Raw genomic sequence first — 22,952 nt, 5'->3', positions numbered from 1 at the left:
AACAGTCGATAGACTGGTCTAAATATAATAATTAAAAGTAGATTAAAAAGAGCGGTTTTAGCCTAAAGGGCGGCAGGTGCTTTAAACCTTTACATTGCTTCCAAGTCATAATTCCATCTTGCAATCCATATTTTATGCGAAGAATCTTAGTTACATCCTTCATTATAGCATTACTATCATTGGGAATCAATGAAGTAAATGCACAGGTAAGTGTAGGCGTGTCCATTCATGTGGGTCCACCGGCATTACCGATCTATACACAGCCTATGTGTCCGGGCGATGGTTATATGTGGACGCCAGGCTATTGGGCTTATGGGCCTGACGGTTATTACTGGGTACCGGGAGCCTGGGTAATGCCTCCAAGGCCGCGGTTATTATGGACACCTGGTTACTGGGGATTTGTGGGCGGCGTTTATGCCTGGCATGCCGGATACTGGGGACCTCATATTGGCTTCTACGGCGGTATCAACTATGGCTTTGGTTATGGAGGGGTAGGTTTTGAAGGTGGTATGTGGCGTGGCAATGTATATCATTACAATACTGCCTGCGCCAATATAAACACTACTGTCGTTCACAACACTTATGTCAGAAATGTGACGGTGATCAACAACAATACCACCATCAACAATAACCGCACAAGTTATAACGGAGAGGGCGGCGTTACAGCCAGGCCAAACCGCAATGAGGAAATGGCGGCCCGTGAGGAAAGAGTGGCACCTACGCAGGCACAGGTTTCACGCGAAAACACTGCCATGCAGCAACGTGCACAGCCGATGAACAATAACAACAACCGGGTGATGGCAAATAACAATACCCACGATCGGGCAACGAATGTACAAGGTAATCATATGTCGCCAGGTGCAGGCAATAACACGGCAAATAACTTTGCCAGTCACAATGCCGGCAACAACGAGCCACACAATTCATTTAACGGGCAACAGCAGCAGCATGACATGAGGGTGCAGCGCAACAACGAAGGCAGAGCGCCACAGCAGCACCAGCAGCAGGCCATGCGTATGCAGCGCGGCGGTGGCGGCGGACCTCGTGGTGGCGGCGGTGAAGCCAGAGCCCATCACGAACGTATGCACCGAGGCTAGTCTTAAAAATATTACATCCATTATAACCCTGAAACATCATCCATACATCCCCCAAACAACGGCATCCAGCTAACCCCAAATTGTCCATTGACCCCAAGCCTTATTATAACCCCAGGAAAATCCCGTTGGAATAACTTCCGGCGGGATTTTTCGTTCCGGAGATTATTTACGTACGGGTATATACGTTAGCACAACCACCCCATTTGAAAACACTTTGGACGACAGCAACTGCAGGTTGAGCTGTTGGGCCAGCCCCTTAAAGATGCTATGGCCATTGCCCAGCGCCACCGGGTTGATCATCAGCTGAAATTCATCTACCAGATCATGCGCAGCAAAAAGTGTAAGGATGCTTCCGCTGCCGAGCAGACAAAGATTCTTTCCTGGTGTATTTTTCAGTCGTCGTATTTCTTCGGTGATATCACCGCCGACAACACGTGTATTTTGCCAGCTAACATTTTTAAGCGTGTTGGAAAAAACAATTTTCTCTGCATTGTTCATGCCGGCTGCCATTTCCGGATCCTGTTTAATGGCGGCATTCGTCGGCCACCAGGCAATCATATGTTCGTAGGTGATGCGGCCGAATAGCAGTATATTTTCTGCCTCCATATTATTCAGTGCATAGTCCCGTTGTTCCATACTTTGGATTGCCCAGGCCGTACTGGCGGCAGCGTCTTCGAAATAACCGTTGAGGGTAATAAACTGAAAAGAAACCAGCTTTCTCATGACGAGCGTTTTTAGCTCAACAAAAAAGCGGCGCCCCTTGTTGGGAGCACCGCTAATATTGATTGGTATAAAATGTAAGGAGCTATTTGGCATTCTGGCCGCCGTCAATAACGTATTGGGCGCCGGTGATGAACTGGCTGTCGTCGGAACCGAGGAACAGAACCAGCTTTGCAATTTCTACCGGTTCCGCGTAGCGGCCCAGTGGAATTTGTGCAGCGAGTTCTTTCTGTACTTCCGCACCTTTACCAGGTTCGTAGCCTTCTTCGATGCTACGCATCATCCTGTTATTTACCGGCGATGGGTGAATAGTATTTACGCGGATTTTCCTGGCTGCCGCTTCGAGCGCTACAGTGCGCATAATCCCGATAGTAGCGTGTTTTGAGGCCACATAGGCCACGAAATTGGCAGAACCACCGAGTCCGGCTACAGAAGATGTAATGATCATGCTGGCGCCATCGTTCATCTGTGGCAATACATATTTACAGCCCAGGAAAACGCCTTTCACGTTCACCGCCATTACTTTATCCCAGACATCTTCCGGGAATTCCGTTACGGGGGCTACCGCCCCTTCTATGCCGGCGTTGTTAAAGAAGATATCAATCTTCCCGAATTTCTTTACGGCTTCTTTGGCGTATTTCTCCACGTCAGCTGCCACGGTAACATTTGCGGTCACATAGGCGGCATTGGGGCCAAGTGTGTCAGTAGCTTTTTTCAGTGCGGCTTCGTCGAGGTCGACCAGCACCACTTTTGCGCCTTCGTCAATAAATAATTTTGCTGTTGTTTGTCCGATGCTTCCTGCGCCGCCGGTTATAACGGCAACCTTGTTTTCCAGTCTTTTCATATTCAGTATTTTTTAAGTTAATCAATACGAACTGATGGTAATTGGGGGTGCAATGTGTACAGGGAAGTGGGACAATCTTTGCGTTGAAGTAGTGCAAAGGTACGGATTAAATTACGGAGCTGCTGATAGTTAACATTTCTATAAGAAATGATATTTATGCAGATACATCATTACTTGTGATACCGTAAGGCAACAACGCCACTATTAAAGGTATGCGCACCCTTCATTTGCAGGTTCAGTTTTTGCTGATGCTCAAAAACAGGAATACCCGGGCCGATGATTTTCGGGTTAACGAATAACATAAAGCCATCGATCAGGTCATGTTTCAGGAGCGAATGGCCGGCACCCGGACTACCGAATAAAATGATATCAGTATCGGCAGATGCTTTCATTTCCTGGATACCTGGTACAATGTCACCATTGATGATGTGTACATTACCATAATCATCCGGCGCCATGGAATTGGAAAGGACATATTTCTTAGCCTTCATATACCAGGCGGAATGTTCCTTGTCGTGGCGGGAGGCATTAGGCTTGTCGCCGGCTGTTGGCCAGTAGGATTCCATCATTTTGTAGGTATTGCGGCCATAAAGCGCAGTGGTGGTTTGACTCACCCATGAATGCACATAATCAAAGATTTCCTCATCAACATGGATCCAGTCCATTTCACCATTGGGGCCTGCTGCCATCCCGTCGAGGGAGATATGTGCAAATAGCCAGAGATTTTTCATTTGTGGAAGGGTTTTAGCAAAAATAATAAGTCGCGGGCATGTGCGTACGACTGCGGAAATATTTCTTTTTCCGGGTAGATAATGCTGTGGTTGCCATAACCGGATTTACAGCAGCCACTTCGTATGATAAGTGTAAAAACTATCGTTAAAAAAGGTGACAGGCAGCGTATATCCGCTGAAGTGGTTTAATTTTGCAGTATAACTGGCATTATAAACCTACTCCCGGGAATCGCAACCTTCACAACAGGATGTTTGTATAAAGAAGACATGCAGATCATTTAATCATCTACCTGAATTATATTTTATGGAAAGCACCCAGAAACAACAGGTCAGAGCATTACTGAAAGCTATTGAAACCGGCGCTGCCGAACCTGTTCAATGCATCAATCCGCAACATTACAAGCAACATAATCTCAGCGCTGCCGATGGCCTCAGTGGCTTTGGTCAGTATTTACAGCAACTTCCTCCGAAATCTGCAAAGGTAGATACCGTAAGGGTTTTCCAGGATGATGAATATGTATTTGCCCATACCATCTATGATTTTTTCGGGCCAAAAATAGGCTTCGATATCTTCCGGTTTGAAGATGGTTATATCACAGAACATTGGGATAACTTACAAAAAACACCTGCACTTACAAACCCGAGCGGTCATAGCATGACAGATGGCAGTACAGAGCTGAAAGACCTCGACAAAACCGCCACCAATAAAGATCTCGTGCAGCACTTCGTAGAAGAGGTGCTTATCGGCGGCACTATGGACAAGCTCCCCCGCTATTTCAACGGTGATACCTACATACAGCATAACCCCGGTATCCCGGATAATTTATCCGGGTTACAACGCGCATTTACAGACTGGGCGAGTCATGGTGTTACCATGCATTACGACCGTATCCATAAAGTATTGGGTGAAGGCAATTTTGTGCTGGTTGTCAGTGAAGGAGATATGGACCATGCACATAGTGCATTCTTCGATCTCTTCCGGGTGGAGGATGGTAAAATCGCTGAACACTGGGATACTATACAGGATATTCCGCATAAGAATTTCTGGAAAAATGATAACGGGAAATTCTGATTTCCGTCTTTTCACACTATCAATATAATCAATAAAAATACTGATATAGCCGGAGGAAACCCACCGGTTAAATACGCTTATTTTGCCATGTATGAGCCCGTCAAAACACAATACCATTCGGCGATCCAGCAGATTAACAATTGATTAACAAATATTGGAAATACCTAATCCGCAATTTCTCGTTTATTGATAGATATGTGTAGATTCTTTATTATAGCGATCTGAAACTTCGTGATGAATTTTGTAGAGCAAACATAACTATCATCGAAGAAATGTGAACCCTCAACCAGATTCCATGCTTGTTACACGAAAACCTGAAAGCGGAAATGCGCTTACAGCAGCCATGGCTGCTAACAACAGCGATAGTATCAGTGTTATCAACACACTCAGTATTTTGTCCGGATTTTTTATGTTCGTCAATTGTGCACTGCTGTACACATTCACGCATGATTTATCTGTAATGGTGGCAGGAAGTTTAGCCAGTATTGCCTTTATGTGCCTGCCGGTGTTAAACTTAATCAGGTGTACCACCCTGGCCAATATCCTTTTCCTGGCCCTGCACAACGGCATGGCCCTGTACCTGCAGATAGGAAAAGGTATGGTAGTAGGCGAATCCATGCTGGTAGTATTCCTGATCATCGTATCATTGCTGGTGTTCACGCAAACACCTTCCCTGGTTGCCAGCATCAGCTGCTGCTTTGCAACGCTGGTACTCATCAGGATCAGCAAACACACGGATATTTTCGGCAATAATATCGTACAGCAGGACATCAACCTGCTCAAAGACTACTGCACCTTTAAATTACTGGCACTCACCATTTGTGCGGTCGCCTTTTTCAAGAACTATTCCATCCGCCTTATCAAGGCACTGCGCAACAGTAATGAAGCGCTGGAAAAAGCACTGCAGGAGAAGACCTTTCTCAGCAAGGCCCTGAGCCATGAAATCAGGAACCCGCTCCATTCCCTGACCGGCATTACAGAAGTACTCACCAGGGAAGTAGAAAAGAAAAATGAATACAATGCACTGGTGGAATATATCCGCGACCTGAATGCCAGCAGCGGTTATGCAATGTCTGTGGTCAACAATGTACTGGAGCTGGACAATGAGTCTAAACAGTGCACGCCGCCAGAATCTTTTGCAGTAGTGGCATGGCTCCGGGAAATAGTAAAATCCTTCCAGTACCAGGCTAACAGCAAACACGTCAAACTTATCTGCGAAGCAGAAGAAGATATACCCGTATTTATTCTTTCCCAGAAAAACAGGCTGAATAAGATCGTCATCAACCTGTTACTGAATGCGATCAAATTTACCCGTGATAATACCGTCGTTACCGTTACCCTCTCTCACGAACAGGGTCGCCTGCTGTTAAGCATTAAAGACCGTGGACAGGGTATGAGCCAGGAAAAGATGAAGAAGGTTTTCGACCTCTATGAAACGGAGCAGAACAACTACCTCCCCGGAACGGGCATAGGCCTCTATGTGGCCAGCAGCCTGGCCAAAAGTATAGATGGTACGCTCACCCTGGAAAGTGAAGTTGGCAAAGGCAGTACCTTTACCCTCTCCTGGCCGATGGTCCGGAGTAATGCGCCGGCAAATATTCCGGCCAGCTCCCTGCAACTGTTTGCAGGCATGAAAGTGCTCGCCATTGATGATGATACCTTCAGCCAGAAATACCTGCAACGCTTTTTTGACGATACCCCGGTACAGGTAAGACAAGCCATGAACGGCCAGGAAGGCCTTTCCGTTTTCCGCGAATGGAGACCGGATGTAGTATTGCTGGATGTATTTCTGGGAGATATGAGTGGTCATGAAATCCTCCGGGAAATCAACAATATGTCTTTTAAAACACATGTGATCATCGTAAGCGGCAACAATTGTGACATGGACAAACAGCGGTTTCTGAATGCAGGCGCGGAAAATTATCTTGTAAAACCGCTGCCACGAAAATCACTGTTTGCGGCAATCGAAAAGGTGATGACTGCTCCGCGAACCGCAACACTGGCGGTTTAACAGGCTACCTACATGTTCCCCAACCCGCCCTGTCGGGATTTACCCTGAAATTGTCGCTAAAACACAGCGTATACTGATTTAACTCCAAGTATGTTTGTACCAGCATCAAAAAGCTGATTATGACGACTCCACAGATATACGTGAACTTACCGGTGAAAGACTTACAGCAGTCTATCGCATTTTTCACCAAGCTGGGTTATACCTTCAATCCCCAGTTTACCGACCATAAAGCTACCTGTATGGTGATCTCTGACAGCATATATTTTATGCTGATCGTGGAAGAATTCTTCCAGACCTTCACCAACAAACCCATTGCCGATGCAAAACAAGTTACAGAAGCCATACTTTGTCTTTCAGCGGAGAGCAGAGAAGCCGTAGATGAGATCACCAGCAGAGCGGTGGCCGCCGGCGGCACCATCCCACGTAAGGCGCAGGACTATGGATGGATGTATACCAAAGGCTTCCAGGACCTGGATGGTCATCTCTGGGAATACATCTTCATGGATCAAAATGCGATCCCTGAAAATTGAAAAAACCGGCCCTTTTGCTATGAAACAAAAGGGCATTCTAATATATTTGTGGCCAACGACTTATAAGAATTCCGCTATATGCCACGTCCACAAAAACTGATTTGCACCGCGATACTCCTTTTCTCCGCTGCCGCCTCCTATGCGCAACAGTACTACCTGTTTGCCGGCACTTACAATAAAGCCAAAGGCCAGGAGGGCATCTACATTTATCAATTTAACCCGGAAAACGGGACATTGAAAAAAAGCAGCAGCGTCACCGATGTGGTGAACCCTTCCTATCTCAATACTTCCACTGACGGCCGTTTCGTATATGCAGCCACGGAGTCGAGGATACCCGACGGCGGCACGGTAAGTGCCTACCGCTTCGACAGCATCCATGGCAGCCTGGCTTTCATTAACAGCCAGTCCAGCTTTGGTGAGAATCCCGTTTATGTGATGGCTGATAGAGCTAATAAATGGCTCCTGAACGCCAATTATACTGGTGGCAGTTTATGTATACACCCACTATTGCCGGATGGCAGTATCGGCGAAACTGCCCAGCCCATAAAAATCAACTATACCGGCACACTGGTACGCCAGGAGGTATCGCATGTTCATTCCGTCGGCTTCTCCCCTGACCAGCAATATGTATATGCGCCTGATTTGGGCGCCAACCGCATCTGGTGGTATAAACTGGGTAGTGGCAGCACGCCACTGACAGCCAGCACCCCCGCATTCACGCCTGCGGCCACCCATGCAGGCCCGCGTCATTTTGAGTTTCACCCAAATGGAAAGTTTGGTTATTGTGTAGAAGAGATCAGCGGGAATGTAGTGGCGTATAAATATACCAATGGCAGATTAGATAGTATCCAGACAATTGCTGCACATAACATACCTGGTTTGGGAGATTATGGCGGGTCGGATATTCATTGCTCCCCCGATGGTAAGTTCCTGTACGTTAGCACCAGGGGAGATGAAAATATTATAGTGATATATAAGGCAGATGCCCGTAGCGGCCAACTCACGCGCATTTCCAGCATTTCTTCCGGCGGTAATCATCCCAGGAATTTCGTGATAGACCCAACCGGGAATTACCTGCTGGTAGCGCATCAGCTGAGCGATGATATTATCATTTTCAGGAGAGATAAGGCCACCGGTCTTTTAACCCAGACAGGCAAGGTGACCGGCATTACCGCTCCCAGTTGTCTGAAGATCCGCGCCTATAAAGTAAAATCTTAATTACATCAGCAGGATATCGATACGATGGGCCTGCACCATTTGTACGGTCGGCGACCAGGAGAAGATGGTAAAATATCCATCCTGGGAGGCTACCAGTGCCAGGCAATTACGTTGGTCGTGTACAAACTGTGCTGCTGAAAGGTGGCGGGTACCGCCGATGGCGGAGGAATGCAGTACCTGTGGTTTTCCGCCCTGTATTGGCTCCAGCATAATCACCTGCTCTACAACAGTTGAATTATAGGAACGGGTGATTTTAGCGCCAAAGGCCAGCAATTCCTGGCGGTCGTTGATGATGGTAGCGCCATCTACGGCAGTAAGTCCGGATATATTTTCCACTTCCCTTCTCACTGCATTTTTCCAGAAGATTTCGCTGGCATTACCGGGATCCTGTTTTATCAGGTCTGCCAGGCCACCAAACGCCGGGGAAATGGGGTATTGCAGGGGCTGAATGATGGAGTCCTTCCAGCCGTTGTTACAGGCCGGCGTTACCAGCAAAATCCCTCCTTTACCGTGGCTGCGCATAGATACCGCTATCTGGATCAAAACATTGGTCGTATTATTCCAGATAGGAGATGTTTTGTGACCTAGCAGGGAGCTAAGGATTTCCGGCACATCTTTTTTCATGCTGCAACCTTCATCTACAATTTTCACCTGATCACCTTTCAGCATGGCGATGTTGGTGAACTTACCCAATCCCAGCAGACGTCTTTGTTTTACAACGAGCAGGCCAGGTTCGGCTACATCCAGTACAAAGCAGCCGCTAGGCAATTTATTGGTAGTTCCCCAGATGTAAAGCTCAGCCCCTTCATACCAGATGCCGATATGTACACCAGGTTTTTCTACGCCTGGCGCCAGTTTGGTAAGTATGGTGGGGGTCAGTGGCAGTCTGTGTGCAAAGCGCAGCGGTTTGCCGGAGTGTTCCGGTTGCAGGAAAGCCAGTGAAATCCGGGTTGCATTACCTTCTTCGCGGCGCAGGCTGGCCCAGAAGGCGATGTCTATAATGCGTTCAATAATTTTAGGAGTGGGAACAGCGGCGAGTTTTTCTTCGCCGTTTTCCAATGCTGTAGCCATATGCTGCTGAAAATGGGTAGCCACGGGGCCGGCCACTTTCACTGCTGCCTGGTAGGTTGAATCAAAGTTCAGGTCCATAGTAAAAAAAGGTTAGTCTGCTGTTACTCATCCATGCCACCGGCATCATTGCCGCCACCCTGTGTTTTGGAGCTGGTGGCCACCATGGTGTTGATGGTATTGATTTCATCTTTGGTAAAATAGCGCCATTTACCCGGGGGAAGGTCTTTGAGTGCGATATTCATGATACGGATACGTTTCAGGGCCGTTACGTTATAGCCCAGGACCTCACACATGCGCCTGATCTGGCGGTTGAGTCCCTGTGTAAGGATGATTCTGAAACGGTTGGTGCCCTCCTGCTTTACAAATGCCGGTAAGGTGGTGGTACCGAGGATGCGGACACCACTTCTCATGGCTTTGACAAATTCCAGGTTAATGGGTTTATCGACTGTTACAATATATTCTTTTTCGTGCTGATTACCTGCGCGGAGGATTTTATTGACGATATCGCCGTCGTTGGTAAGGAAAATCAATCCTTCGGAGAGCTTATCCAGGCGGCCTATCGGGAAGATACGGGAGGAATAGTTGACGAAATCAACGATATTGGTTTTATCCTTTGTATCGGTGGTGCAGGTAATACCTTTGGGTTTATTCAGGGCGATGTAGACGGTGGTTTTCTTTTTTTTAAGTGGCTCACCGTCTACCTCTACCACATCGCCAGGTTGAACGCGGTCTCCCTTGGAGGCGATATTATCATTGATGGTGACACGTGCCTGTTCTATAAATTTGTCGGCCTCTCTCCGGCTGCAAAAGCCCGTGTCACTGATATACTTGTTGATACTGATGTTCATGTTGGAATTAAAGTCAGACAGCAAAAGTACTTAAATAACTGCTGACAGCCATCATGCGCTGTTATTGTTGTTTGGCAGCTTCTTTAGCGGCTTTCTTAGCAGCCTTTGCTTCCCTTTTAGCCTGTTTGCGGAAATAACCACGGAGCAGGAAATTATGTTGCAGCGCGGTCATGTTGGTATCCAGTTTGGCAGTGGAAGTACTGAGGTTCTGGATGGTCGCTTTCAGGTTATCGGCAGTTTGTTTATCATTGAGCAGTACGCCCGCAGGAGTATTGCTGTTTGTCAGGTTGTTGTTGAGACTGGCAGAAGTAGCTTTGAGGCTTTCCACCATGGAATTGGCATTGTTGGCAACAGCGTTGAGCTGTGTGATGGTGCTACGCAGATGGGCGAATACAACGGTATCTGTCACGAGGTCATTGGACAGGGAGCCTTTTGTTTGCAGTTTACCTGCATAGGCAGCCAGGCCTTCGGTGAGGCGTTGGGTATTGGCGGCAGATTTCTGCAGCGACGCCATGGTCGTGTTTAACTCATTATACAGGGTTTCGTCGTTCAGCAGTTTGCCGATGCTACCTTGTCCGTCAGCAATTTTTTTGGTGATCACTTTCAGGTTGCCGGTGATTTCAACAAGACTTTTATTGTTGATCTGGAGGGTATTCATGATATCATCGGTGCTAACGGTGGCGGCAACGTTGAGCTGGTCGCCGTCTTCAATGGCAGGCATTTTATCAGTACCGCCGGAGAGGGCTACGATTTTGTTTCCTACAAAACCATCGGAGCTAACTTTCACCTCTACATCCTTGTGGATATATTTGGCAGCGCTTTTTTCCACGTTCATCACTACGAGGATTTCGTCATGTTTAACGAAGTTGATTCTTTTCACTGTTCCTACTTTCACACCGGAGTACCAAACGTTGTTACCTTCGGAGAGGCCGTTCACATCTTTAAATACTGCCTTTACCTGTACAGCAGAAACAAAAGTTTTCTTTTGTCCGCCAAGGGTAATGATGGCAGCAATAAAAATGAGGACACCAACAAGGATAAATATCCCTACAATGACAGCCCTTCTGTTGCTTGTATCTTTCATAAATTACTGAATAAAATTATAGTCATAAAACTCCCTGATCAGCTCATCATCTGATTTGAACACTTCATCGAAAGGTCCGCGTTTGATGAATTTGCCTTCTTTCATTACAACGATGGTATCTCCTACGGATTTGGCGCAGGTGAGATCATGGGTAATGATGATGGAGGTGGTATTGAAACGTTGTTGTACTTCGTTTATCAGGTTATTGATTTCTGTACAGGTGATGGGGTCTAACCCGGCTGTAGGTTCATCATAGAGCATGATATCCGGGCGGAGTATCAGCGTACGGGCGATACCGATACGTTTGCGCTGACCGCCGGATAATTCTGATGGCATCTGGTTCAGCGTTTGTGACAAGCCGACAGCATCCAGTACAGATTCTATCCTTTCTTTAACGACGCTTCTGCTGATGCCCGGGTTATTGCGTTTGAGCGGAAATGCGAGGTTCTCTCCTACCGTCATACTATCGTAGAGGGCACCATTCTGGAAGCAGAAACCAACTTTGAGGCGCAGCTCGCGTAATTCGCGGATGCCCAGCGTCGGCACTTCCTGTCCCAGTACATTTACCTGGCCGGCATCGGGATACAGCAATGCCACCATTATTTTGATGAGTACTGATTTACCGGTACCTGACCGGCCGAGTACCACTACGTTTTCCCCTTTATATACCTGGAGGTCGATGCCACGCAATACATGGTTGCTGCCAAAAGATTTGTAAAGATCCTTGACCTCGATCATTTTTTCCTTCCAGTCGATATTGGGCGTGAAGTTCTTCATACTATCTAAATGCGTTTGCCACCTGAACAATAACCACTTCTTCCAGGAAGATGAGGAACATAGACACTACTACGGAAACGTTAGCAGCCTTACCTACGCCCTGCGTACCCTGGGAAGCCCTGTAACCCTGGAAACAGCCAACAATACCAATGGTAAAGCCGTACATAACGCCTTTAACCGTGGTGGTGGCAAAATCCATAAAGGTGATGTTCTTGAATGCATCCTGGAAAAAAGTAATGAAACTGGTATGTTCATTCAGATGTACGTCCAGGTATGATCCCAGCATTGCTACCAGACCGGTATAACAAACAAGAACGGGTATACATACAGTGGTAGCCAGCACCCTGGTTACCACCAGAAATTTAAAGGGATTGATCGCTGAAACTTCCATGGCGTCGATTTGCTCCGTCACTTTCATGGATGCCAGCTCGGCACCGATGGAAGATCCGACTTTACCGGCACAGATCAGGGAAGTCACCAACGGCGCCAGGGCCCTTACCACTGCAATCGCTATCAGCGAAGGAAGCCAGGAAGTGGCACCAAATTCAGAAAGAGATGGACGGGACTGTTTGGTAAATACCAGACCGGTGATGAAGCCTGTCATGGTAATCAGTGCCAGAGAACGATATCCTACCTGGTAACACTGACGGATGAACTCCTTTACTTCCAGCGGAGGACGCAACGCTTCCTTAAAGAACCGCGTTATAAACTGGAATATACTGTATATGTCGAAGAAGAAATTATCAAGTCCTTTGGACACGACTGGTTTCTCCGGTTGTCCGTTGCTGGAATCCATTTTGCCGTTTTTAAATTATATCAATTATGCCTATACGCAGGTAGCAGCAAGACACAACCATCCCGCTAAATTACAATTTTGGTTCTCAGAATGTTACAGTCGGGGCAGAAAAATGGAAACTTTCCTGTATTTCTCCCTTGAAAATCATTGTATAACGGGGAATATATTTCCCTCATACACAATGCTGTAGCAAGATTTGAACGTATCTGTTCAATTTTTCCTATCCTGAGCGTTTCTTTTCCCTTCCGGGAAATTAACCCAAAAATAACGCCTGATCCATATTGGATTGGGGCCGCAAATTTAGGTCAATCTGCCCGAATATTTATCTATACTCAAATAAAAAATCAAAAGGCCATCCCTACAACGTAGAGACAGCCCTTTGATCCGTTTACCCTTAATTATAAATATTCAGGCAGATGATCCACATCTACCCCACTACAAAATTTATTTTTTCTTCAGTGCATAGGAGTAGTTACCCGGAATGCTCAGGTTGAGTGTTACCTCGTAAGTACCGGCCTCCGTAACGTTGATATTGGCGCCATCCCTGTTCAGGAAAGGATCTGAAGGTTTGTTATCACCATAGTTAATATCATATGCATGGTTAGCCCTGAATTTGAAGGCACCGGCGGTCAGGTCGGCGGTGGCGGTCCATACTTTTTTGGTAGCATCGTAGGTCAGCTCCAGGTCGTTACCCCATCCACCAGCGGCATCACCGGTCATAGACCAGGTTGTTTTGGTGGCAGACCATGCGTTGGTACCCAGGTCCAGCTGGATGAAGTAATATCCTGCACCGGTTATGCTGAGGTTGTCGCCGGTGGCAGACAATACACCAGCATTATTTACACTGGTACCGCCATAGTTGGTACCATTCCAGGAGGCTTCGGAAGTAAATTTGAAGCTGGCAGTGGCATTTGGAAGATTACCATAACCTTCGTAGGCCTTATCCGACTTCAATGACGCCAGCTTTATAGCAGAGGCAGGGTCCCAGCCCTGGTAATCGCCAGGCGCGTACATAGACGGATAATCGATCAGGTCCAGGTAGGAAGACACCACCAGCACTTTGGTATTGGAGTAGGCAGGTGCAAAATTGGCACTGATATATGCTTTTACGCGTACATCCATACCCGTTAGTACACCATTATCTATTTCCAGTGCGTTGGCAATGGTATTCAGATCCCCTACGGTAAAGGTTTTCGCCAGTGTATCGATTGCAACCTCCTTCACATTGGCGAAGCTGGTACCTGTTTTGGCAAATTGCAGGCTGTATTTCACGACACCACTGAAGCCGAAGTCGGAACGATCCCACTTAAAGGCAACAGCTGCATCTGTGACATGGTCCTTCTGCAATATGGCTGTATCAGCAGAAGCTGTCAGCGCAGGCGCGGTGCCGGGCTGGGCAACAGTTTTGATCTCATCTTTTTTACAGGACCACAGGGCCGCAGCAAAAAGACCAGCGATAATATATTTAGAAAATGATGTTTTCATGTTAACGTGTTGATTTTACTACGATTAATAACCGGTGTTCTGATGGAGAGATGGATTGGCTGTCAGGTCAGTTGCCGGCAGCGGATACAGTGTACGGAAAGACTCTGCTCCTTTACCTTCTTTCACACCACCCTTCCATGGCCATACATAGCTGGAAGAAGTGAATTTATCGAAACGGATCAGGTCTGTACGACGGAAACCTTCCCAGTACAGCTCTCTTCCTCTCTCAGACAGAACATCATCCAGTGTATAGCTGGTGATGTCGCCGGACTTATTTCCGTAGGCGCGTTCACGTAAGGTATTGAGGTAAGTGGTAGCGGTAGCCGCATCTCCACCGGTACCACCTCTTTTTACCGCCTCTGCATAGATCAGGTATTGTTCTGCCAGACGGAACAGCGGGAAATCTACGGAGCAGTAAGCACCACCCGGCGCAGAAGGAGTAGTACCTGTTGAGGTTACGTTCCTGAATTTGGTTACACGTAAACCTTCTGCAAACTGGGACACGTCGTCGATATCCAGTTTGGTACCGTAGAACATGGCTCTTTTGTCGGTAGCACCGCTGTAATCGCCAAACATTAATGGTAAGGAAGAAGTACTTCTGTTACCACCCCATCCACCGCCAGGGATACCGAAGGAGGCAGGGTTCATGTCGCCATTGACAGCAGCGTTGATGATAAACGTAGTACCACCGTTGTTCTGTGTTTTAACACCATCGTATGCAATTGGCAGAATGATCTCTGAATTGTTGACATCATTATCTGCCAGGAAAAGCTCGTTATAATTCTTTTTCAGGCTGTATCCTGCGGTGATTACCTTGGAGGAGTAAGTAATTGCCTCAGTGTATTTGGTGTTGCCTTTACCGAGGTATACTTCTGCATTGAGGTACAGACGTGCGAGCAGTGCCCATACAGCACCCTGGTCGACACGTGCATACTCGTTGGTTCTTGCTTTCATCACCAGTGGCTCTACGGCCAGCAGCTCAGACTCCACATACTTAAACAGTTCGGTACGGGTGGTCTGTGGCGGGATATATTTACCGATAGGATCTTTTTCTGTCACGAACGGCGGATTACCGAAGAGGTCCATCAGCACCCAGTATTCGAAGGCGCGCAGGTAGCGGGCTTCTGCACGGTAGGTACGGATTTCGTCGGCATCTTTACCGGTAAAACCACGGGAAGCGATTTTATCATCGGTAGATTCACGCAGGAATTCGTTGGCGATGGTGATATGGAAAAGACTGCGGTTGTAGAGTGCAGCCAGCAGCACGTTGTTGCTGGTCCAGTTCATGTAATGGAAGTCTGGAATTCCCGGATCATTCCATACGCACATGGCTTCTTCCGTAGGTAATTCCTGTGCATTCCAGTACAGACGGAGGAAGTCGGCCTGTCCCGGATCGATACCTGCAAGATCAGAAGAGCTGGTACCGGTATTACCGGTAAGGGCAAAGCTGCCATATACTTTGGCGAGTACCTGTTTGTAGCCATCCATGGTGGAATAGGCTACTTCAGATGTAGTGGCATTGGTAGGCGTTCTGTCCAGGTCCTTGGTACAGGAGCTCAAACCAACAACTGCCATGAAGATGCATATTTTGAGAAAGTTCTTTTTCATCTTGCTAAATTTTTTAATTAAAACTCAAGATTAGCTCCCAGTGTAAATACTCTGGACCTTGGATATAAGTTATAGTCAATACCACCATTCACCTCAGGATCAAGTCCTTTATACTTCGTAATCGTAAACACATTCTGAACAGTAGCATTCAGGCGCAGATGAGCAGTATTTCTGAACAGCGCGCCGAAGTTATAACCCAGGCTCAGGTTATCCATGCGGAGGAAAGAAGCATTCTGAATATAGTAGTCAGACTGGTATTGGTTATTATAGAAATTAGTATTGTAGATATCGGTAGTACTGTTGTTCAGCAGTCCCAGCGGATTCAGGATATTTCTTCTTACACCGAAGTTGGATGCTACGTTGTTGTAAACATAGTTACCAAGGCTGGCGCGGAGCGATGTACTGAGTGTCCAGCGGTCGTAAGCCACAGAAGTACTGAAGCCTAAGAATACTTTCGCCGCAGGAGATTTGTAACGGTACATATCTTTTTCGTTGATCACACCATCGTGGTTCAGGTCTTCATACACACCTTCGATTGGTTTGCCGTTTGCATCGTATACCTGTTTGTAAACATAGTATGCAAAGGTATTGTAGCCAACAGAGTGAATCTGAATGGTTTGACCGGTACCACCGGTGATCCCGCCGGTGAGGTTTCCAACAAAGCTGGAATCATTAACAGCAGTCAGGTTAGTGATCTTGTTGTTGTTATAGGTCAGGTTGAAGTTCACATCCCAGGTCAGTTTACCTTTCTGGATCGGTGTAGCACCGATGTTCAGTTCAACACCTTTATTTTCGATGTTACCTACGTTGGTCAGGATCTGGTTAGAGAAGTTAGAACCGATTGGAATAGGAACTGTATTCAGCAGATTTTTTGTTTTCTTGTAATACACGTCCACTGAACCTCTCAGGCGGTCGTTGAGGAAGCCATAGTCGAGTCCACCGTTCCAGGTAGCAGTTTGTTCCCACTTGATATTCTTATCATATGCAGCAGGCGCCATCATGTTATACCAGTTGTTGCCAAACTGGTACTGGCTGGCGTTGGTACTGGTAGAATAGATCGCCATGTAGGAGTAGTTGGCGATACCATCCTGGTTACCGGTGATACCGTAGCTCAGACGGAGTTTCAGGTCAGAGAAGGTTTTGCTGTCTGCCAGGAATTTCTCTCTGTTGATTCTCCATGTTAAGGCAGCAGCAGGGAAAACGCCCCAGCGGTTTTCTTTCGCAAAACGGGAAGAACCATCAGTACGTAAAGATCCTGTGATGATATACTTGTCATCGAAAGTATAGATCAGACGACCATAGTAAGAGATGAGTGTATTACGTGGTATATCGAAAGGGAATTTCGGTGTGCTACCTTCGATTGTATCACCTTTTGCGTTAAAGCTGGCGTAGTTGTAGTTGGTAGTGGCGTTATCATAGTAGCCATAACCTGCCAGCACATTGATATTACTTTTGATAGAAGGAAGTGTTTTCACATAGTTCAGATAGAACTCTCCTACCTTGTTATTGATCTTCTGGAGGAAGTAGTTGTTTTGTCCGCCGGTAGTATAATTCTGTGCTGCGTTTGCAGGAACAAAAGTAGTACCGCTGCCTCTGGAAACATCGTAGCCCAGGTTTAAGTTAGCACGTAATTCAGGCAGGAAGTGGAATTTATAATCCAGTTCCAGGTTACCGTAGCTGCGTTTCACCTCACTGTTGTTATCCTGCATACGGATCAGTGATACCGGGTTTCTTGGTGCATTCGGGTTGAGTGTAACATTACCGTTTGCATCTTTGGAGTACCATTCCCAGTAGCCGCCGAAAGGACTTGTAGAGTCGTATACCGGCTGGGTAGGATCAAATTGTACTGCGTTGATGATGGCACCCTGGTTAGCGTAATGTGCATTGCTGATAACACCTTTGGCACTGATGTTCACTTTCAGGTGATGGTCAAAGAACTGAGGGTTCAGGTTCACGCTGAGGAAGGAACGTTTCAGGTTATCGGTGATCAGTGTACCGGTCTGGTTGCTGAAGTCGGCAGAAACGCGGTAAGGCATATTTTTGATAGCACCTGCGATGCTGAGGTTATTATCATTGGAGATAGAAGTGCGATAGATTTCTTTCTGCCAGTTGGTGCTGGCATTACCCATCATCGCTTTCTGTGCCGGTGTTCCCAGTGAATCAACATACTGGCGGAACTGGTCGGCGCTGAGGGCGTCGATCATTTTATTGATCTTACCTACAGCGATATTGGTATTGAAAGTAATCTTAGGTGAACCGGAAGCGCCTTTTTTGGTGGTGATCATGATCACACCGTTGGAAGCTCTGGAGCCATAGATCGCAGTAGCAGCAGCATCTTTGAGGATGGTAAGACTTTCGATATCGTTAGGATTGATCAGTGACAATGGATTTGGTGCACCGTTGATGCCACCGCCGCTTAAAGGCACGCCATCTATTACATAGAGCGGGTCGTTGCTGGCATTGAGGGAAGAACCGCCACGGATGCGGATGGTGCTACCTACGCCAGGCTGGCCACTGTTGGAGGTTACGGCCACACCAGCTACCTTACCAACGATCAGCTGATCGGGCGACTGAATATTACCTTTCTGAAAGTCTTTGGAAGAAATGGTGGTGATACTTCCGGAGACATCTTTTTTCTTTGCAGTACCATAACCGATTACCACCGCTTCCTGGAGCTGACGTTTATCATCGCCCAGTTGAACATTGATGGTTTGCTGGTTTGTTACAGTTATTTCCTGCGGTATTTTTCCGAGGAAAGAGAATACAAGCACAGTGTTTGGACTACCAGGTATGGAATAATGTCCCTGAGCGTCCGTTTGGGTACCGCGTGAAGTACCTTTGATCTGGATACTCACTCCAGGCAGGGATTCGCCGGTAGTGGCATCGGTTACCTTTCCGGTGATCTGCGCCTGTGCCTGGGCGGAGAATATGCCGCATAGTAACAGTAACGCACATACGAAAAGCCGATTGTAAAACTTTTTCATAACGTAAGTAGAATTTGGGTGAGATTTATTATCAGTAATACAAAAAAGTGGCATCAGTAATTATTTTATTTGCTCAATTCAAGTACCCATTCCTGCATGGCAGGGATTTCTAAACTATTATCCAGTTTATATGCTTTATCAGTAATGACATCTCTGGCAGATGAAAATCCGCCTGTTCGTTCATTATAATAATTAACATCAATCTTTCTTGCTTCCTTAGCAGTGTTCATCACGCACATGATGGTCTGGTGGTCATCATAGCGGAAATAGATGTACAGGCCATTTTCAGGCGCGTACTGCATTAATTTGCCGTGAGTAAGGGCAGAAGAAGTTTTGCGGAATGTACCCAGTTTTTTCACCAGGTTTTGTACTGCCAGTTCATCTTCATTCATACCTTTTCCGGTAAACGCGTTGCGTTGGTCGTTTGCCCATCCTCCGGGGAAGTCGAGGCGAACGAGCCCATCCGGTTTTTTCTCTCCTTTCATCAGCACTTCTGAACCGTAGTACAGTTGCGGGATACCTCTGCCGGTGAGCAGCCAGGTATATGCGATTTTCTGTTTTGCTACGTCGCCGTTGATACGGCTGGCGAATCTGTCAAGATCGTGATTATCGAGCAAAAGTACGTTATGTGTGGGATCTTTGTATAAATAATCGTAGCTCAGTACATTATACAGCTGTGCAACACCGGCATTCCAGTCTGGTTCCTGTGTCAGTGCGGGTGCGATGCCGTTGAAGAGGCACTGGAAATCGACAACTCCTTCCAGGTTGCTTTTGAAAGGTGTATTGATATTATTCTGTACGAAATATACCTGGTTAGGAACGTTCTGCACGAGTATTTCACCGAATATGCTGATGGCGGGATATTCTTCCATCAGTGCCTGGTTGCAGTTATTGCTGAACTGGGCATCATTGTAGGTATAGGTATCTACGCGAATGGCATCTACCCCGAATTCTTCTACATACCAGATGGCATTCTCTATAATAAAATTCGCTACATATGGGTTCTTTTGATTCCAGTCCGGCATCTCTTTTACAAACCAGCCATCGGTCATGCGACGGCGGTCTATAGCGGAGGCATAGGGATCAAAGAGTGTTTGTTCGCGGGCATTGGTGGCGGTAAAAACAGGCCATTGGTTGAGCCAGTCTTTCGCCGGGAGGTCCTGTACCAGCATATGATAAGTACCGGTGTGGTTGTAAACCGCGTCCTGTACGAGTTTCATACCTGATTGATGGAGGGTATCGCTCAGTTTTTTATACATGGCATTACCACCATATCTCGGATCTATTTTATAATGGTTGGTGATGGCATAACCGTGTTCAGTGCGGTCAGGCATATCATTCTCCATTACGGGTGTCATCCAGATGGAAGTAATTCCTAATTGTTTGAAGTAGTCGAGGTGGTTGATAACTCCCTGGAAATCACCTCCATGACGTGCATAGTAATCGGCACGGTTGAGCGATTGATCTTTCAGTCCGGGTACTTTATCATTGGAAGGATCTCCGTTGCTGAAGCGGTCGGGCATGAGCAGGTAGATCATATCGGCCTGGGAGATACCTTGCGCGAAGTCTTTTCCTGGCGTGCCTTTGCGGGCTTTTAACGGCCAGCTGATTTGCGTGGTTTTTGCATTTTTCAGGCAGATAAAATCCACATTCCCTGGCATGGCGGCATCACTGATCGTGATATCAATGGCCAGGTATTTCCCATTTTCGAAAGTATGGGTATCTGTAATGGTAACTCCGGGATAATTAACAGATATTTTCGATTTGTTAAATTCGGAATCCTCACTTTTTAAAAGTAACTGTATTTTATTATGTTTCATCCCTGTCCACCAGTTGGTCGGGTAGACATCAGGTTGCCTGGCATAGGCGTAAGCAGTGGAACACAACATCATCAGTCCGGCGATCAGCATTTTCCTCATAGTGGAATATCGTATAGTGGAACTTTTAAATTCAGTGTGGCAAATTATGTAAAGGCGCATCAATAAAGAAGTCGCTTATACTTACAGCACTATTACTATGACATAAAACATCAGCCGGAAAAAGCTGCATTTAGTATAAGATTTGACGTCGTTCGTATAAAAAAATGGTCGTTTGGCGATTATTCTTTAGCTTAAATGGTATTTTTGCAGGCAATTATGATTGATATCCCACGTTCCCGGCTGGGGAAGAAGAGTGTATATGCCATCTACTGGGTGCTTTACCTGATAATTTTCGGATGTATACAGGCTGGTCCCGACCATGATTTCCGGAATGCTTTTGCATCCGAGATCATCAGTTTGCCTATGCGTGTACTTTTCGTCACCGTTGTACTGGAAGTGTTGGTAGAACGCTTCTTATTCCGCAAGCGTGTATGGTTGTTTATATTGATCTATATCCCGCTGATCCTCTTCTTTGCTGTAATACAACGTTACCTGGATAATACCTTTATACTTGAGTATTTCCTGACAGACTGGAAGAAAGAGCCGCTGTTAAGTGCTGCACCTTTTATCTACAGCGTATTCAAGCTGCAGTTTGTGGTGACGATTCCATTCTCTGTAAAATTATTTTACAACTGGATGCGGGAACAACACCGGTCTATGCGTATGGCCGAAGAGAAATCACAGGCGGAGCTGATCGTATTACGTAATCAGTTCCATCCGCATTTTATCTTTAATGTGTTGAATACTTTATATGCAAAAACTTTGGTAACCTCTCCGGAATCAGCAGAGATCGTGAGCCGGATGTCGTCGTTGCTGCGGTTTTCCATCTATGAGATCAACACCCGCAGTGTACCGCTCGACAAGGAGATTCAGTACCTGGAAGATTATATCAGCCTACAGCGCGTACGTTTCAATCAGTACCAGCAGATTAGTTTTCATGTAGAAGGCGCCCGGGAAAATAAATATATGGAGCCGTTTATCCTGATGACATTTGTGGAAAACTGCTTTAAGCATTGCATGCCCAATGAGCATGGCGACAGCTGGATCACCATCAGTATTTCCATCCGCGAAGAATGGCTGACAGCGCGGATTGAGAATAGCGCAGTGTTAGGACATTCCGGACATCAGCTACATAATGGCGGCGGTGTCGGGCTGGAAAATGTAAAACGCAGACTGAACCTGATATATGGAGAAAATCATATCTTAAAAATCTCCCAGGACGAGGATAGTTATTTTGTGTATTTGAAATTGAAATTAGAAACGCATGAGCAATAGTATTAACTGTATTATCATCGAAGATGAGCAGCCGGCTGCCGACCTGCTTCAGCTTTACATAAGCCGGGTAGAAATGTTGCACCTGGCGGGCACTTTCACCAGTGGCACACAGGCCATGCGCTGTTTAAATACCAATAAAATAGACCTGATTTTTACAGATATCAACCTACCCGGTATTTCCGGTGTAGATTTCATCCGTTCGCTGACACCTGCACCCAATGTGATTTTCACCACTGCCCATGCAGAATATGCCGTAGATGGTTTTGACCTGGATGCAGTAGATTTCCTGCTGAAGCCTATTCCGTTTGAAAGATTTCTGAAAGCCATCAACCGCTTCATCAAACTGGACAAGCAGATAGCAGAACCCACTCCTGCGCCAAAGCAGGAAGCAACAGAGAAAGAATCTCCCTTTATCTTTATCAAATGTGATAAGAAGATGGTGAAGATTTATTTAGATGATATCCTGTATTTTGAATCTCAGAAAAATTACCTGCTGATCAATACCAGCAAGGAAGTCTTCAAGACCTACCACTCTATTTCAGAAATGGAAGAAAAGCTGCCGGAGGCAACGTTTGTGCGGATACACCGGTCGTTTATTGTGTCCATTCCGAAGATAGAAAAGTATAATAGCAATGAGATAGAGATCAATAAAATATCTATTCCTATCGGAAGGCATTATGGCTCTACGACGACGCATGCGTTGAGGAATTATCAGCTGATGTATCCGACGTTTCAGTTGTAGTTCGATATTTTATGCTTTTGAAGTTTTTTACTCCAATGCCTTCGGCATTGGAGTAAAAAAGAAGGGGGCCCCACCGCCGGTAGGGCCCCCTTCTTTTAGTATCAGAGATAGCGGCTCCCCTCTACTAAGTAGAGCGAGTA

At 46.4% G+C, this 22,952-nt stretch carries 19 protein-coding genes; 7 read left to right on the top strand and 12 right to left on the bottom strand.

Features of this window, described 5'->3' with window-relative positions; translation table 11 throughout:
• Positions 1 to 134: 134 nt before the first annotated feature.
• Positions 135 to 1,097: a YXWGXW repeat-containing protein gene (locus F3J22_RS18960; RefSeq protein WP_167019513.1), complete on the top strand. Its 963-nt coding sequence runs from the start codon at positions 135 to 137 to the stop codon at positions 1,095 to 1,097.
• A 162-nt stretch (positions 1,098 to 1,259) separates the two neighbouring features.
• On the opposite strand, the gene F3J22_RS18955 is transcribed toward F3J22_RS18960, so the two are convergent.
• From F3J22_RS18955 to F3J22_RS18945, 3 genes are all read right to left on the bottom strand, one after another.
• Entirely contained in the window at positions 1,260 to 1,820 is a 561-nt protein-coding gene (locus tag F3J22_RS18955) for a dihydrofolate reductase family protein (protein ID WP_167019512.1), read from the bottom strand.
• An 82-nt stretch (positions 1,821 to 1,902) separates the two neighbouring features.
• A complete protein-coding gene (locus F3J22_RS18950) occupies positions 1,903 to 2,661 on the bottom strand; it encodes an SDR family NAD(P)-dependent oxidoreductase (RefSeq protein ID WP_167019511.1) in 759 nt (252 codons plus the stop codon).
• A 170-nt stretch (positions 2,662 to 2,831) separates the two neighbouring features.
• Positions 2,832 to 3,392 carry a dihydrofolate reductase family protein gene (locus F3J22_RS18945; protein ID WP_167019510.1) on the bottom strand — a complete coding sequence of 187 codons (561 nt, stop codon included), beginning with the start codon at positions 3,390 to 3,392 and terminating at the stop codon, positions 2,832 to 2,834.
• 304 nt (positions 3,393 to 3,696) lie between these two features.
• Here F3J22_RS18945 and F3J22_RS18940 point away from each other — a divergent pair, with 304 nt between their 5' ends.
• The 4 genes from F3J22_RS18940 (at position 3,697) to F3J22_RS18925 (ending at position 8,223) form a co-directional block, all read left to right on the top strand.
• Positions 3,697 to 4,464 carry a nuclear transport factor 2 family protein gene (locus F3J22_RS18940; protein WP_167019509.1) on the top strand — a complete coding sequence of 256 codons (768 nt, stop codon included), beginning with the start codon at positions 3,697 to 3,699 and terminating at the stop codon, positions 4,462 to 4,464.
• A 295-nt stretch (positions 4,465 to 4,759) separates the two neighbouring features.
• Entirely contained in the window at positions 4,760 to 6,475 is a 1,716-nt protein-coding gene (locus F3J22_RS18935) for a response regulator (RefSeq protein ID WP_167019508.1), read from the top strand.
• Between the two features lie 119 nt (positions 6,476 to 6,594).
• Positions 6,595 to 7,005 carry a VOC family protein gene (locus tag F3J22_RS18930; protein WP_167019507.1) on the top strand — a complete coding sequence of 137 codons (411 nt, stop codon included), beginning with the start codon at positions 6,595 to 6,597 and terminating at the stop codon, positions 7,003 to 7,005.
• 78 nt (positions 7,006 to 7,083) lie between these two features.
• The gene (locus F3J22_RS18925) at positions 7,084 to 8,223 is read left to right on the top strand and encodes a lactonase family protein (protein ID WP_167019506.1); all 1,140 of its coding nucleotides are present in this window, start codon (positions 7,084 to 7,086) and stop codon (positions 8,221 to 8,223) included.
• On the opposite strand, the gene F3J22_RS18920 is transcribed toward F3J22_RS18925, so the two are convergent.
• The 9 genes from F3J22_RS18920 to F3J22_RS18880 form a co-directional block, all read right to left on the bottom strand.
• Positions 8,224 to 9,372, bottom strand: coding sequence for a putative sensor domain DACNV-containing protein (locus F3J22_RS18920; protein WP_205195413.1), 1,149 nt, complete (start codon positions 9,370 to 9,372; stop codon positions 8,224 to 8,226).
• 23 nt (positions 9,373 to 9,395) lie between these two features.
• Complete coding sequence (gene rluF / locus F3J22_RS18915) at positions 9,396 to 10,142, bottom strand: 23S rRNA pseudouridine(2604) synthase RluF (RefSeq protein ID WP_167019505.1); 747 nt, start codon at positions 10,140 to 10,142, stop codon at positions 9,396 to 9,398.
• A 61-nt stretch (positions 10,143 to 10,203) separates the two neighbouring features.
• Positions 10,204 to 11,226, bottom strand: coding sequence for an MlaD family protein (locus F3J22_RS18910; RefSeq protein WP_167019504.1), 1,023 nt, complete (start codon positions 11,224 to 11,226; stop codon positions 10,204 to 10,206).
• A gap of 3 nt (positions 11,227 to 11,229) precedes the next feature.
• Positions 11,230 to 12,003, bottom strand: coding sequence for an ABC transporter ATP-binding protein (locus F3J22_RS18905; protein ID WP_167019503.1), 774 nt, complete (start codon positions 12,001 to 12,003; stop codon positions 11,230 to 11,232).
• Position 12,004: 1 nt separating this feature from the next.
• Entirely contained in the window at positions 12,005 to 12,799 is a 795-nt protein-coding gene (locus F3J22_RS18900; protein WP_167019502.1) for an ABC transporter permease, read from the bottom strand.
• Positions 12,800 to 13,243: 444 nt separating this feature from the next.
• A complete protein-coding gene (locus F3J22_RS18895; RefSeq protein ID WP_167019501.1) occupies positions 13,244 to 14,284 on the bottom strand; it encodes a SusE domain-containing protein in 1,041 nt (346 codons plus the stop codon).
• 24 nt (positions 14,285 to 14,308) lie between these two features.
• The gene (locus F3J22_RS18890) at positions 14,309 to 15,892 is read right to left on the bottom strand and encodes a RagB/SusD family nutrient uptake outer membrane protein (RefSeq protein WP_167019500.1); all 1,584 of its coding nucleotides are present in this window, start codon (positions 15,890 to 15,892) and stop codon (positions 14,309 to 14,311) included.
• A 17-nt stretch (positions 15,893 to 15,909) separates the two neighbouring features.
• On the bottom strand, positions 15,910 to 18,876 hold the full coding sequence (locus F3J22_RS18885; protein WP_167019499.1) for a TonB-dependent receptor: 2,967 nt from the start codon (positions 18,874 to 18,876) through the stop codon (positions 15,910 to 15,912).
• A 65-nt stretch (positions 18,877 to 18,941) separates the two neighbouring features.
• Positions 18,942 to 20,795 carry an alpha-amylase family glycosyl hydrolase gene (locus F3J22_RS18880; protein ID WP_167019498.1) on the bottom strand — a complete coding sequence of 618 codons (1,854 nt, stop codon included), beginning with the start codon at positions 20,793 to 20,795 and terminating at the stop codon, positions 18,942 to 18,944.
• A gap of 216 nt (positions 20,796 to 21,011) precedes the next feature.
• Between F3J22_RS18880 and F3J22_RS18875 the strand changes: the two genes are divergently transcribed.
• Both F3J22_RS18875 and F3J22_RS18870 read left to right on the top strand, forming a co-directional pair.
• On the top strand, positions 21,012 to 22,070 hold the full coding sequence (locus F3J22_RS18875; RefSeq protein ID WP_167019497.1) for a sensor histidine kinase: 1,059 nt from the start codon (positions 21,012 to 21,014) through the stop codon (positions 22,068 to 22,070).
• Positions 22,060 to 22,812: a LytTR family DNA-binding domain-containing protein gene (locus F3J22_RS18870; protein ID WP_167019496.1), complete on the top strand. Its 753-nt coding sequence runs from the start codon at positions 22,060 to 22,062 to the stop codon at positions 22,810 to 22,812. Before F3J22_RS18875 ends, F3J22_RS18870 begins: the two co-directional genes overlap by 11 nt.
• Positions 22,813 to 22,952 lie beyond the last annotated feature (140 nt).

The organism is Chitinophaga sp. Cy-1792 (assembly GCF_011752935.1).
GTDB lineage: Bacteria > Bacteroidota > Bacteroidia > Chitinophagales > Chitinophagaceae > Chitinophaga.
The sequence above is the reverse complement of the archived record's forward strand: the minus strand, read 5'-3'. Positions and strand labels throughout refer to the sequence as shown.